Here is a 13,217-nt window from a genome sequence, read left to right as displayed (position 1 = left end):
ACTTCGTTCGCGCGGCAGCCGTGGAGCAGGCGGCGAGGCTTTCCTCCCATGAGCCTGCCTTTTTCGCAATCCCCACGTTTGCCAGAGTCCGCGAGCACCTGCATCTATATGGCATGAAATTGGCGGGGCGGCGAGTATCGCTCCTGTGGTTCCAGGTCCTGGCGGAACCGCGCTGATGCATGCGCTCTGGCTGAGGGCGAAGGCGCAGGGCGCCCATCCTGCCCGCAGCCGCCGGGCCCCGATTCCCTCCGGTTCGCTTCCGTGCAGTTGGCATTGCATCCTCTGTCACAGAGTCCGCTCGACGCCGTTCGCACATGCCCGCGTGCGACGAGCCGTCCAAAGGGCTGCCTGGCGAGCCGATGACGCTCCGCGCATCACCCTCTTCGCGCCGCTATTCCTCTCTTTGTTGCCACAAGTTCATTGACATATATGTTTTTGTCGAATGATAATTTTTCGTCATTAATGTAAGTGAATATTTCATTTTGCCGGCCATCCGGCAGGCGACACCCCCACGGTCCCCGTCTTCAGTCGTGCCGTCCAGGCGATCAAGGCTGCTTGTCCAGCCTTGGCCGCGCTGTACTCGTGCGCCGTACGCGCTTAGTGGAGGCCGGGTTTTGTTCGAAGAGGAAAGCAAAGAGATGGCGTACCTGAAGCATCGCAAGAAGGTTCTGGCGCTGGCCCTGTCGGCAATGGCATTGCCGGTGTCGGCGCAGACACTGGTTCTGGATAACGACAATCGCATCAACAGCAGCTGGACGACATACGGCGAACCGGTTCGCGTGACGGGGAGCTACAGCAGCAACGCGGGCGAGAACACGCCGGTGCGCTTCACCGACGACGTCTTCGAGCAGGGACTGACCCTGGATGCGACGATCACCTTGCGGGGCAATGACGTTTCGGGCGCCAGCCTGGAGTTCATGCAGATTCAGGGCGACTTGATCCACGCCGCAACTGGCCGGATCGAGATCGAGGACGTGGTTGCCGATCAGTACGACGATGGCGTGTGGGGACTGTCGGTGACGAGCGGCGAGATACTGGGCAAGCTCATCAACCATGGTTACATCGAAGTCCGCGCGGACGATGCTGAAGCTGCGGCGATAGAGCTTGGAAGCGAATGGGAGGAACTCAGTCTCGGCGGCATCGAGAACCATGGCTCCGTCGTGGCTCATGGACATGACGCAGTCGGACTGGCGGTCGAGAACGCGCACTTCGCCGCCTCGCCGGCCCACATCGTCAACACCGGCCTGATCCGGACAGACGACGCGGCGATCCGCATCAACGCCTTCACCATCGGCGATGAAGGCTCCTCGGGCACGCTGGTGATCCGGAACAGCGGCGACATCCTCTCCGCCGACGAGGCGATAGACGTCAATCCGCTTGCCGGCAACGTGAAACTCCTGTGGGACGCCGGCACCATCAGCGGTGATCTGTTCGGTCTCAGCGAAATCGTCGTCAGCGGCCAGGTGCACTTCAATGGCGAACTCCAGTTGGCGAACAGCGATCCGGACGACGGCGTGGCCGACATCCGGATGCGCGAAGGCGGCTGGGTGCGGGTGGGCGGGGCCAGCGCCGGCCACCTGGAATTCGGTGCGGCGCATTCCGCCATCGAGGGCAATCTCGGTGTTGCCGCCGGCTCCTCGCTGGACCTCAACCTGAGCGCAGCGACGAGCACCTCGGCGGCCATCGTCGCGGTATCCGGCACCGCCGAATTCGCCAGCGGTTCGCAGATCCGCCTCGCCGCCCAGGCCACCGATTTCCTCGCCGAAGGCAGCAGCTACACGTTGCTGGAAGCCGGCACGCTGCAGAACGGCGGCGTCAGCGTCATCAGCCGTTCGCTCCTGCTCGACGTCGATTCCTATGCGGTTCAGGGCAACAGCATCGTGGCGGTGGTCAGCCCCAAGGTTGGAGGTGAAGTCGGCGGCGTCATCGCAGAGATAGGCGGCAGCCAGAACGCCCAGCGCGCCGGCGCCGCCTTCAGCGATGTCGCCGGCCAGCTGGCGCAGCTAGCGCCCGACGATCCGCTCTTCCTTGCCTATGTGGCTGCATCGCAGGATCCGGCCGCGCTGAAGCGGCTGGTCGAACAGTTGCCGCCGGACGTCAACGGCGGCGCCAGCCATGCCGCCACCAGCGGCCAGGGCATCATCGGCAACGCCACCGGCAACCGCATGGGCGGTCTGCGTGGCGCTGCCTCCGGCGATGCGCTGAAAGATGTCGGCGCCTGGGCGCAGGTGCTCTACAGCGATGCCGACCAGGGCGTGCGCAGTGGCGTGGCCGGCTTCAACGCATACAGCAGCGGCATCGCCGTCGGGGCGGATGGCCGTCTGGGCGAAGCCTTCACCCTGGGCGCGGCCTACAGCTATCTGCACAGCGACGTCCGCAGCGATGGCGGCAACACCACCGATGTGGACGGCCATGCGCTGACGCTGTACGGCAGCTTCGAGCACGGCGCTTACTTCGTCGATGCCGGCCTGAGCTACGGCATCAACCGTAATGACAGCAAGCGCCATGTGGCCGGTACCACTGCGAAGGGTGACTACGACAGCGACGTGCTCGGCCTCAATCTGGCCGGCGGCTACACCTTCCGCCCGGGCAAGGGCTTGCTGGTCGAGCCGCGGCTGGCGGTGCGCTATGTGCGGGTGGATCTCGACAGCTACCGTGAGAAGGGCTCGGCGGCGGCGCTGCATGTGCAGCGCCAGCGCTACGAGGTGGCCGAACTGGGTGCCGGCGTCCGGCTGGCGGGCAGCTTCGAGGTGGGCAGCGGCACCCTGCGGCCGCAGGCGAAGCTGATGGCCTATCACGACTTCGCCGCCGACGAGGCGAAGTCCACCTCCACCTTCGTGCTCGGCAATACGCCCTTCGTGACCCACGGTGCGAAAGCCGTCCGCAACAGCTACGAAGTGGGCCTTGGCGTGGATTACCAGCAGCAGGCGCTGACCTTCTCGCTGGGCTACGACTACACCGGCAAGGCGGATTTCGACGCCCACACCCTCACCGCCAGGCTGCGCTACGACTTCTGAGCGAGGGCGGCCGTGGCGGCGCCATGGCTGTAGCGCCGCCTCCGGCAAGCAATACGGCAGCACAAAGAAAAACGGGCCGCAATCGCGGCCCGTTTCCTTTGCGTCAGAAGCCTGCAGCGTCACACGTTGCGATAGACCTCGGCGCCGCTCTTCACGAATTCCACCGCCTTCACCTCCATGCCCTTCTGCAGTGCCTCGGCTTCGTCCACCCCTTGCTGGGCGGCGAAGTCGCGCACGTCCTGGGTGATCTTCATCGAGCAGAAGTGCGGGCCGCACATGGAGCAGAAGTGGGCGACCTTGGCGGACTCCTTGGGCAGGGTCTCATCGTGGAATTCCTTGGCCTTGTCCGGATCCAGGCCGAGGTTGAACTGGTCTTCCCAGCGGAACTCGAAGCGCGCCTTGGAGAGGGCGTTGTCGCGGATCTGCGCCCCGGGGTGGCCCTTGGCGAGGTCCGCGGCGTGGGCGGCGAGCTTGTAGGTGATGATGCCTTCCTTCACGTCCTGCTTGTTCGGCAGGCCGAGGTGCTCCTTGGGCGTCACGTAGCACAGCATGGCGGTGCCGTACCAGCCTATGGTGGCGGCGCCGATGCCGCTGGTGATGTGGTCGTAGCCGGGGGCGATGTCGGTGGTCAGCGGCCCCAGCGTGTAGAAGGGCGCCTCCTTGCACTGCTCCAGCTGCAGATCCATGTTCTCCTTGATCATGTGCAGCGGCACATGGCCGGGGCCTTCGATCATCACCTGCACGTCGTGCTTCCAGGCGATGTCGGTGAGCTCGCCCAGGGTCTTCAGCTCGCCCAGCTGGGCTTCGTCGTTGGCATCATAGATGGAGCCGGGGCGCAGCCCGTCACCCAGCGAGAAGGCCACATCGTAGGCCTTCATGATTTCGCAGATGTCTTCGAAGTGGGTGTAGAGGAAGCTCTCCTTGTGATGCGCCAGACACCACTTGGCCATGATGGAGCCGCCGCGGGAGACGATGCCGGTCATGCGGTTGGCGGTGAGCGGGATGTAGCGCAGCAGCACGCCGGCGTGGATGGTGAAGTAGTCCACCCCTTGCTCGGCCTGCTCGATCAGGGTATCGCGGAAGATTTCCCAGGTGAGTTCCTCGGCGCGGCCGTTCACCTTTTCCAGCGCCTGGTAGATGGGCACGGTGCCGATGGGCACCGGCGAGTTGCGGATGATCCACTCGCGCGTCTCGTGGATGTTCTTGCCGGTGGACAGGTCCATCACCGTGTCGCCGCCCCAGCGGATGGACCAGGTCATCTTGTCCACTTCCTCGCTGATGGAGGAGCCCAGTGCCGAGTTGCCGATGTTGGCGTTGATCTTCACCAGGAAGTTGCGGCCGATGATCATCGGCTCGGTTTCCGGGTGGTTGATGTTGGCCGGGATGATGGCGCGGCCGCGGGCGACTTCTTCGCGCACGAATTCCGGCGTGATCTCGGCGGGGATGGCGGCGCCGAAATGCTGGCCCGGATGCTGGCGGGTCAGCAGGCCGGCCATCTTCTTGCCGGTGGGGCCGGCGGCCAGCAGGGACTCCATGTACTCCTTGCGGCGCAGGTTCTCGCGGATGGCGATGAACTCCATCTCCGGCGTGACGATGCCGCGGCGGGCGTAGTGCATCTGCGTTACGTTGCCACTGAGATTCGCGCCCGCCTTGGCGCGCAGCGGCTTGCGGTGCAGGCCGGGGAAGCGCAGCTCGTCGAGCGCGTGGTCGGCGGCGCGCTGGCGGCCGAACTCGGAGCTGAGGTCGGCGAGCTGCTCGGTGTCACCGCGCTCGGCGATCCAGCCGGCGCGCAGGGCCGGCAGGCCGGAGCGGATGTCGATGCGCGCCGCCGGGTCGGTGTAGGGCCCGGAACAGTCATACACGTAGATGGGCGGATTCGGCTCGGCACCGAAGGAGGCGGGCGTGTCGGACTGCGAGATCTCGCGCATCGGCACCCGGATGTCCGGGCGCGAGCCTTCCACGTAGATCTTGCGCGAGTTCGGCAGCGGCGCGATGGCGGCTTCGTCCACCTTGGCCTGAGTGGCGATGAATTGTTCCTTGGCGTTCATGCGGGTCTCCTGGGGCAGGACTGCTGGGGCGATACGCTGTTGCGGGTGCCGGGCATGCGGGCCGGCGCGGGCGTCAGCCGGTGAAACGGGAATGGAGCGGCTGCGGACGCGGCTCAGGCCGCGCGCCACATCGCGTGGAAGTGGTGTACCGGGCCGTGGCCGCTGCCGACACCGAGCTCGCCGGAACGCGCGATGGCGCCCAGCAGCCACTGGCGGGCCTGGCGTACCGCCGCCTCGACGCCGCGGAAGCCGCCTTCGTGGCGCGGCAGCAGCGCGGCGATGGCGGAGGACAGGCTGCAGCCGGTGCCGTGGGTGTTCCTGGTTTCGATGCGGGGCGAGGGCAGCTCGATCATGCGATCGCCGTCGAACAGCAGGTCGGTGACTTCGTTGCCCGGCAGGTGGCCGCCCTTGAGCAGCACCCAGCGCTCGCTGGAGAGCGGCAGCAACTCGCGTAGCCGCTCGGCGGCGCGGTACATCTCCTTGACCGTCTCCGGCGCGCGCTGCTCCAGCAGCACGCCGGCCTCCGGCAGGTTGGGCGTGATCAGGAAGGACTGCGGGAACAGCGCCTCGCGCATCGCTGCGATGGCGTTCTTCGCCAGCAGCGCGTCGCCGCTCTTGGCCACCATCACCGGGTCCAGCACCACGTTGCGCGCCTGCCAGTGGGCCAGGCGCTCGGCCACCGCGGCGGTCACCTCGGCGCTGCCCAGCATGCCGATCTTGGTGGCATGCAGGGCGACGTCGGCGAACAGGGTGTCGATCTGCAGGCGCAGGAAGTCGGTGGGCGGCACATGCACGCCGGCCACGCCCTGAGTGTTCTGCGCCGTCAGCGCGGCGATGACGCCACAGCCGTAGGCGCCGAGGGCGGAGAAGGCCTTGAGGTCCGCGAGCACGCCGGCACCGCCGCTGGGGTCTACGCCGGCGATGGTCAGAACGTTCGGGATACTGCTGGAGGAGGAAGGATGCGCTGCGCTTTGGCTCATGGTCGCGTTTCCCTACGCCGGTGCGAACCGGATCAGGTTGTGAGGGACTCTCTCAGCCCGCGCCGGGAATCGGCAGGGCACCCCTAACGGCAAGCGTCGGAAGATACTGGATGCGCCGGGGGCTGACAAGCTGGCCGGCGGCGGTGTCGGGCGGGAATATGGCGTTGTCAACGGGAGGCGGCGCGCGTGCGGGCCTGGCGTGGTCGTCGTGGCCTGCTGCCCGGGCTGGGGTTCTCGGCGGGGCGTGACGCCGCCCGGGTGAGGCCCGTCTTGCGCGGCGGCCTCAGGCTGCGAGGCCGTCGCTGTCGCCGGATTCGTTGGAGGACGGGCGGCTGATGGCCAGCGGCAGGTGCAGCACGAAGGTGGCGCCGCCCTCCTGGCCGGCCTGCGCCTCGGCCAGCGTCAGGTCGCCGCCGTGGCGGCGGGCGAACTCGCGCGCCAGGTGCAGGCCGAGGCCGGTGCCGGGTTTGGTGCTGACGCGGTCCTGCCGGTAATACTTGTCGAAGATGCGTTCCCGCTCGCCCTCGGGGATGCCGGGGCCCTGGTCGCTCACCTTCACTTCCACGAGATCGTCGACCACCGCCAGGCTCACGTTTACCGGGGCGCTGGCGGGGGAGTACTTGAGGGCGTTGTCGATCAGGTTGGAGATGGCGATGTCCAGCAGCTGCGGGTCGCCCAGCACGATCACCCCGCCGCGCGGCAACTGCAGGCCGACGCGCCCGCCGGCGTGTTCGCCGTAGCGCAGGCGCAGGTGGCGGGCGAGGTCCAGGTACTCCATGCGCGGGTTCATCGCCGCCGCGCCCAGGCGGTCCTCGGCCAGCAGGTTGTCGATGAGGCCGAGCAGGCGGCCGACGTTGCGCACGATCTTGGCCGGCTGCGGCAGCAGCTCCGGCGCCTGCTCCTGCAGGGCGCGGCTCAGGCGCTGGGCGCTCAGCTGTATGGTGGCGAGCGGGGTGCGGAACTCATGGGAAACCATGGAAAGGAAGCGACGCAGCGCGCCATTGGCCTGCTGTTCCGCCTCCAGCGCCTGCTGCAGCTTGCGCTCCACCGCGCGGCGCTCCGCCACCTCCTGGGTGAGCCGGCCGTTGGCGGCATCCAGGCTGCGGGTGCGCTCCTCCACCCGCTGCTCCAGCACCCGTTCGCTTTCCTGCGCCAGCCGCAGCGCGGTGGCCTGGGCATCGCGGCGTTCGCGCTCGGCCTCGAACACCCGCCGCACCAGCACGATGTTCAGCAGCACCACATGGATCAGGCTGCTGCCGTGCAGCAGCAGGGCCGGCGAGCCGGCGTCCAGGCCCAGTTCGCTGCCGACGATCACCACCACCAGGCTGAGCACCAGCGGCAGGAAGGCGAGGATGTAGAGGCGCAGCGGCGGGTAGCGGCGGTAGGTGTCGATGGCGGTGGACACCACCAGCGCCATGTGGCCCAGCATCACCAGGTGCAGGACCCCGCGCAACACCAGCCCGGGTTGCAGGACGATGGCCAGCGCGCCGAGGCAATAGGCCAGCACGATGGCGCGGTTCAGCTGCCAGCGCCGTGGGTAGCGGTGGCGCAGCTTGAGGGTGGTGGAGAAGTACAGGCCGCCCAGGGCCCACATCAGGCAGCCGCTCAGCGCATAGGCGAGGCGCATGTCCACCGGCCAGGGCAGCAGCAGGCCGGCGTAGCCGGAGGTGATGGCGGCGAACAGGCCGATGGCCGCCACCGTGCCGGCGTACAGCAGCTGGGCGGGGTCGCGCAGCCACAGCCAGAAGATGCCGTTGATGGCCACCACCAGCACCAGCATGCCGAGGTAGAAGCCGAAGCCGCCGGCGTCGCGGCTCACCTCCGCGAACAGGCCGGCGGGCTGGAACAGGCCGAGCTCGGCGCGCATCGAGGTGGTGGTGCTCACCTGCAGGTAATGGATGGCCGGCGCGTCTGCCGGCAGGTCCATGGTGAAGGAGAAACCGCGGTAGGAAAGGCCGTCGTCCTGGCGGGGGAGGGCGGCGCCCTGCCGCTGCAGCCGGAAGCCGCCGTCGCCGAGCGGCGAGTAGAGCGCCACCTCGCCCAGGTAGGGCGGTAGCACCGTCAGCATCCATTGGGCGGGGGCGTCGGCGGCGCGTTGCAGGCACAGGCGGAACCAGGTGCTGCCGCCGCCGCTGCGGGTATGCACGGCGCCGGCCACCGGGGCGAAGCCGGGCGCGGCCGTCACGCTGCCGATGTCCAGGCGCTTGCCGCGGTCGTCCACCGCCATCAGCCGGCCGGCCAGTGGCACGCTGCCGCGCAGGCCGTCGCCGGCCGTCAGCGCGGCGGCCTGGCAGTCTGCGGCCGGCGCCTGGGCGGCAGCGCTGCCCAGCGCCAGCAGGCCGAAGAGCAGGGCCAGGAGGCGCAGCCATGGCGCTTGCGGCAGGCGGGCTCGGCGGGGCGGGAGGTCGGCTGGCATCGTCAGGGGCGGTTGGTATGGCGGGTTGTCAGTCGGGCCGCGAATGGGGGGAAGATGGAACGGCAGGGCATGATGGCCGATGGCGGTGGCGGCGAACAAGGAAGTCCGTCGCAAAATGCCGTTTGGCGCGCCGTGCTCAAGTATCCCTGCCGGGTGTCGTTGTATTGTTCGAAGCCACCCGGACCGCTGCCGATGAAGCCCCTCCACCTGCTCGCCACCGCCTTGCTCCTGCCGCTTGCGCTGCCCGCTGCCGCCGACGATTGGCAGCTGGTGCTCAGCGACCGCGACCGGCGCATCGAGATAGACCGCGGCACCATCATCGACTCGGACCGCGGCACCAAGGTGGCCTGGGGCCGCATCGTGCTATCGCTGGAGGAGTCGCGCACCGCCGGCTACTCCACCATCAAGGCGCTCAACCGTTACGACTGCATGAACCGCAGCTTCCTCACGGTGAAGCGGGTGTTCATGGATTCGCTGGACAGGGTGATACGCGAGGAGGCCGCGGCCGATCAGGAGCCGGTGGCCATCACCCGCAACTCGGTGGACGAGCGTATGTGGCGAGAAGTCTGCCGCCCGCCCACGGTGTCTGAGCTGGACAAGGTGGCGCAGCAGGCCGCCCGTGCCGCGGCGCCTGCCGCGCCGGCCAAGGCAGAGGTGAAGGCGCCGCCGCAGCGGGCGACGCCGGCCACGCCGCCCAGCCGGGCAACGGTGCAGCAAGCACCGCGGCGGGCGGAAACCACGCCCTCCGGTGCCCGCGCGCTGGAGAACGCCCAGGTGGACCGGCCGGCGCCGGTGCGTTCCGCCCAGTTCCAGCCGAACGCGCAGGAGGCGCAGCCGGCCGCCGCCACCGAAGGCAGCGGCGAGGCGGCGACGCCGATGCCGCGCCAGCCGCAGCCCGCCGCCAGCCGGCCGACGCCGGCCGCCAGCACCGCCCCGCACGCCCCGGCGCAGCACCGGCCGGCGGTGGCCACCCATGCCGGCGCGCCGGCGAGCGGCCACGCCGCCGCGGCAGCGCCGGCCCAGCCCGCCCGCCCCACGGCGGTGCTCATGGCCGGCGAAGGCTGGCGCTACGACGGTGAGGCCGGCCCGGACAACTGGGGCAAGCTGCGGCCCGACTGGCGGCTGTGCGCCGAGGGCTTGCGGCAATCGCCGATAGACCTGCGCGACGGCGTGGCGGTGGACCTGGAGCCGGTGAAGTTCGACTACCGTCCGACCCGCTTCCGCATCGCCGACACCGGCAACACCCTGCGGGTGACGGTGGGCGAGGGCATGGGCATCGAGCTGCGCGGCCAGCGCTACGCGCTGGACTCCTTCACCATCCATCGGCCCTCGGAGGTGCGCATCGGCGGCCAGGCTTCCGACATGTCGGTGCAGTTCCTGCACCGGGATTTCGACGGCCGCATCGCCATCGTCTCGGTGCTGCTGGAGCGCGGCACCCAGCCCAATCCGCTGCTGCAGGCGGTGCTGAACAATCTGCCGCTGGAAAAGGGCAGCAACTACATGCCCGCCGGCATGATGGACCTGGGCGCCTTCCTGCCCGCCAGCCCGGCCCACTATCTCTACCTCGGTTCGTTATCCACGCCGCCTTGCACCGAGGGCGTGAGCTGGGTGGTGCTGAAGCAGCCGGTGCCGGTGTCGGACGAGCAGATCGCCATCTTCAGCCGCCTCTATCCGCGCAACATCCGCCCGCTGCAGCCCGGCAACGGCCGTTTGCTGCTCGAATCGCGCTGATTGCGTGCCCGGCGTGATGGATGCAACGGTACCCGTCCGCCGTGCCGGGTTAGGATGCCCGCCCGCGGGCGGAGCCTGCCCGTCCGGGCGGGGCCATCGCGGCGCCGCCCGGCAGCCATCTCCCCTTCGCCGTGTTGCGGCACTCGAATCTTGGTGGATATGAACGTCCTGGAAGACACGCGCCTAGGCGCTGGCATCCAGGTCTTCGTCGTCGAGGACGATGAAGACCTGCGCGAAGAGATCGGCCTCGGCCTGGGGGACTTCGGCTTCGCCGTGCAGACCTTTTCCGATCCGCGCGAGTTGTATCGCGGCATGCTGAAGTCGCGCTGCGACATCGTCGTGGTGGACATCGGCCTGCCGGGCGAGGATGGCTTTCGGTGACCGAGCACCTGCGCTCCATCAGCAACGTCGGCATCGTCATCCTGTCCGGCCGCCGCGGCGTGGAAGACCGGGTGCGCGGCCTGATGGGCGGCGCGGACGCCTGGCTGTCCAAGCCGGCGGACCTGCGCGAACTGGCGGTGACACTGGTGAGCGTGCGGCGGCGGATGGCGGTGGTCCCCGCCGGCGGCGAGGCCGAGCCGCAGCCGGTGCGCGCGCCGCAGCCGGCCGCGCCGGCGCCGGAGTGGGTGCTGACGGTGGATGGCTGGGCGCTGGTGTCGCCCGGCGGGCGCTCGGTGTCGCTGACGCCGTCGGAGCGGCTCTTCATCCAGTGCCTGTTCAACCAGGCCAACGAGGTGGTGCGGCGCGAAGTGCTGGTGGAGGCGATGGGCCACCGCCCCGACTACTACCTCAACCACCGGCTGGACATGCTGGTGAGCCGGCTGCGACGCAAGATCCAGAGCGAGACCGGCGAGGCACTGCCGCTGCGGGCGGTGCGCGGCTTCGGCTTCATCCTGTCGCGGCACCAGGTCAGCGGCTGAGGGCGCGGCCGGGCTCCGCCTGCCGTGGGCGGCCGCCGGCTTTGTTCGGATCAGGCCGGCTCGATCTGCCGGGCGCGGTATTCCTTCAGCCAGTGCTCGAAATCGTCCGGCGCCAGCGGCGGCGAGATGCCGTAGCCCTGCACATGGTCGCAACCCAGTTCAGCCAGCGCGGTGAGCTGTTCCGGCTTCTCCACGCCCTCGGCCACCACCCGGCGCCGGAAGGCGCGGGCCAGGCCGATCACGCCTTCGACGATGGCGCGGTCTTCCGGGTCATCCAGCATCTCGTTGATGAAGGAGCGGTCTATCTTCAGCGCCTGCACCGGCAGTTGCCGGCAGTAGGTGAGCGAGGAGTAGCCGGTGCCGAAGTCGTCCAGCGCGAAGCGGAAGCCGCGGCGGTTGCAGTCGCCGACGATGCGGCTGGCGCGTGACAGGTCCTGCAGCGCGGCGGTTTCCAGGATCTCGAACTCGATCAGGTGCGGGTCCAGCCCCGGGTGGCGTCCCAGGCGCTCGCTCAGCAGCAGGCCCAGCTCCTCCTGCTGTAGCAGCGGCGCGGAAACATTGACGCTGGCCGGCAGTTCGATGTCGTGGTGCTGCCATTCGGCGAGCTGCTCCAGCACCGCGTCCAGCACCCACTCATCCACTTCGCGGGCCAGCGCGGTGTCCTGGATGGCGAACAGGAAGGCGGCCGGCGGCAGCAGGCCGCGGGTGGGGTGCTGCCAGCGGATCAGGCCCTCGCAGCCCACCACCATGCGGTTGTCGATGGAGATCACCGGCTGGTAGTGGATGCGGAACTCGCCGCGCTTGAGGCCGTTGCGTATCTCCTGCTGCAGGTTCTTGCGCTTGTGGGACTGCACCTCGTCCACCGAGCCGAACAGCCGCCAGGCGTTGCGCCCGCCTTCCTTGGCGCGGTACATCGCCTGGTCGGCGTGGCGCAGCAGGGTGTCGGCGTCCTCGCCGTCGTCCGGGAACAGGCTCACGCCTATGCTGGCGCTGAGCGGGCTGCCTTCCAGCCCGGCCACCGGATGGGAGATGACCTCCAGCAGGCGGCCTAGCACCGTCTCCAGTTCGTCCGCGCTGGTGATGTCGCTCAGCAGCAGGGCGAACTCGTCGCCGCCCAGGCGCGCCACCGTGTCGCCGCCGCGCAGATTGGCCTTCAGCCGGGTGGAGATCTCCTGCAGCACCTCGTCGCCGGCGTGGTGGCCGTGGCGGTCGTTGATCGGCTTGAAGCCGTCCAGGTCCAGGTAGCACACCGCCAGCATGGTGCCGTGGCGGCGCGCCTGCGCCAGCGCCTGCTCCATGCGGTCGGAGAACAGCTGGCGGTTGGGCAGCTGGGTCAGCGGGTCGTGGTAGGCGAGGTGCTCCAGCCGCTGCTGGTACTCCTTGATCATCGACAGATCGGAGTAGGTGGCCACGTAGTGGCTGATGCGGCCGCTGCTGTCCCGCACCGCGCTGATCGCCACCAGCTCCGACACCAGCTGGCCGTTGCGGCGGCGGTTGATGATCTCGCCGCGCCACATGCCGGTGCTGCCGATCTCGCTCCACATGTCCTCATAGAAGGCGCTGTCGTGCCAGCCGGAGCGCAGCAGGTGCGGGGTGCGGCCTATCAGCTCCTCACGCGCATAGCCGCTTGTTTCCACGAAGGCACGGTTGATCTCGACGATGCGGCAGCTGGCGTCGGTCACCACCACGCCGTCATGCACCGTGTCGAACACCCGCGCGGCGATGCGCTCGCGGCGGCCGCGACGCTGGAACAGCGTGGGTTCGTTGGCGGACGGTCGCTTCAGCGGGGCAGGGCCGGTACGGGAACGAGGCATGCGGTGGGGGCGGTGTCGTGGTCTGCGGTCGGGTGGTGTTCGGGGCGGCGGTGAGGAAGGGGATACCGGTAGTGCGCCGCCCGGAGTGTCGGATTTGTATCGGGGCGGGTGCGCGCCGGATTCTATTCCGAAAGACATGGGCGGACGGCGGGCGGGGCGGCGCTGTGTGAGGTGCAGCGTGTCCTACGTCACGAAGCGGGGTTAGGCAGCGGTTAGGAATGCAAGGCCTTTGTCAGCCAGCATGAGTGAGCGTGACAAACGCATGGTGGGTGCGTCCATAGAATCCGTGGC

At 68.8% G+C, this 13,217-nt stretch carries 8 protein-coding genes and 1 riboswitch; of the genes, 4 read left to right on the top strand and 4 right to left on the bottom strand.

Features of this window, described 5'->3' with window-relative positions; all coding sequences use genetic code 11:
* The first annotated feature begins 638 nt into the window (after positions 1–638).
* Positions 639–3,017, top strand: coding sequence for an autotransporter family protein (locus tag C7389_RS08475; protein ID WP_133590327.1), 2,379 nt, complete (start codon positions 639–641; stop codon positions 3,015–3,017).
* A gap of 119 nt (positions 3,018–3,136) precedes the next feature.
* On the opposite strand, the gene thiC is transcribed toward C7389_RS08475, so the two are convergent.
* The 3 genes from thiC to C7389_RS08460 all read right to left on the bottom strand — a co-directional run bounded on the left by thiC (position 3,137) and on the right by C7389_RS08460 (position 8,461).
* A complete protein-coding gene (gene thiC, locus C7389_RS08470) occupies positions 3,137–5,065 on the bottom strand; it encodes a phosphomethylpyrimidine synthase ThiC (RefSeq protein WP_133590326.1) in 1,929 nt (642 codons plus the stop codon).
* Positions 5,066–5,178: 113 nt separating this feature from the next.
* Entirely contained in the window at positions 5,179–6,045 is an 867-nt protein-coding gene (gene thiD, locus C7389_RS08465) for a bifunctional hydroxymethylpyrimidine kinase/phosphomethylpyrimidine kinase (protein ID WP_133590325.1), read from the bottom strand.
* Positions 6,038–6,140, bottom strand: a riboswitch (TPP riboswitch). Its footprint overlaps the gene before it by 8 nt.
* A gap of 188 nt (positions 6,141–6,328) precedes the next feature.
* Positions 6,329–8,461: a sensor histidine kinase gene (locus C7389_RS08460; RefSeq protein WP_133590324.1), complete on the bottom strand. Its 2,133-nt coding sequence runs from the start codon at positions 8,459–8,461 to the stop codon at positions 6,329–6,331.
* A 192-nt stretch (positions 8,462–8,653) separates the two neighbouring features.
* On the opposite strand from C7389_RS08460, the gene C7389_RS08455 reads away from it, so the two are divergent.
* From C7389_RS08455 to C7389_RS08445, 3 genes are all read left to right on the top strand, one after another.
* Entirely contained in the window at positions 8,654–10,192 is a 1,539-nt protein-coding gene (locus C7389_RS08455; protein ID WP_133590323.1) for a carbonic anhydrase, read from the top strand.
* Positions 10,193–10,351: 159 nt separating this feature from the next.
* A complete protein-coding gene (locus tag C7389_RS08450; RefSeq protein WP_246034690.1) occupies positions 10,352–10,573 on the top strand; it encodes a response regulator in 222 nt (73 codons plus the stop codon).
* Positions 10,570–11,112 (top strand): response regulator transcription factor, encoded by a 543-nt coding sequence (locus C7389_RS08445; RefSeq protein ID WP_133590320.1) that lies wholly within the window; start codon positions 10,570–10,572, stop codon positions 11,110–11,112. Before C7389_RS08450 ends, C7389_RS08445 begins: the two co-directional genes overlap by 4 nt.
* A 50-nt stretch (positions 11,113–11,162) precedes the next feature.
* Here C7389_RS08445 and C7389_RS08440 read toward each other — a convergent pair whose 3' ends face one another.
* Positions 11,163–12,926 (bottom strand): putative bifunctional diguanylate cyclase/phosphodiesterase, encoded by a 1,764-nt coding sequence (locus C7389_RS08440; RefSeq protein WP_162851703.1) that lies wholly within the window; start codon positions 12,924–12,926, stop codon positions 11,163–11,165.
* Positions 12,927–13,217: the final 291 nt, after the last annotated feature.

Origin of the sequence: Azoarcus indigens, from assembly GCF_004361735.1 — a bacterium.
GTDB classification, from domain to species: Bacteria; Pseudomonadota; Gammaproteobacteria; order Burkholderiales; family Rhodocyclaceae; genus Azoarcus; species Azoarcus indigens.
This window is presented reverse-complemented; position numbering and strand designations above follow the sequence as displayed.

What these genes read in the sequence shown, in the direction of transcription:
- C7389_RS08475 (WP_133590327.1), top strand. Translation starts at nt 639, where the DNA reads ATGGCGTACCTGAAGCATCGCAAGAAGGTTCTGGCGCTGGCCCTGTCG.
- thiC (WP_133590326.1), bottom strand. Translation starts at nt 5,065, where the DNA reads ATGAACGCCAAGGAACAATTCATCGCCACTCAGGCCAAGGTGGACGAA.
- thiD (WP_133590325.1), bottom strand. Translation starts at nt 6,045, where the DNA reads ATGAGCCAAAGCGCAGCGCATCCTTCCTCCTCCAGCAGTATCCCGAAC.
- C7389_RS08460 (WP_133590324.1), bottom strand. Translation starts at nt 8,461, where the DNA reads ATGCCAGCCGACCTCCCGCCCCGCCGAGCCCGCCTGCCGCAAGCGCCA.
- C7389_RS08455 (WP_133590323.1), top strand. Translation starts at nt 8,654, where the DNA reads ATGAAGCCCCTCCACCTGCTCGCCACCGCCTTGCTCCTGCCGCTTGCG.
- C7389_RS08450 (WP_246034690.1), top strand. Translation starts at nt 10,352, where the DNA reads ATGAACGTCCTGGAAGACACGCGCCTAGGCGCTGGCATCCAGGTCTTC.
- C7389_RS08440 (WP_162851703.1), bottom strand. Translation starts at nt 12,926, where the DNA reads ATGCCTCGTTCCCGTACCGGCCCTGCCCCGCTGAAGCGACCGTCCGCC.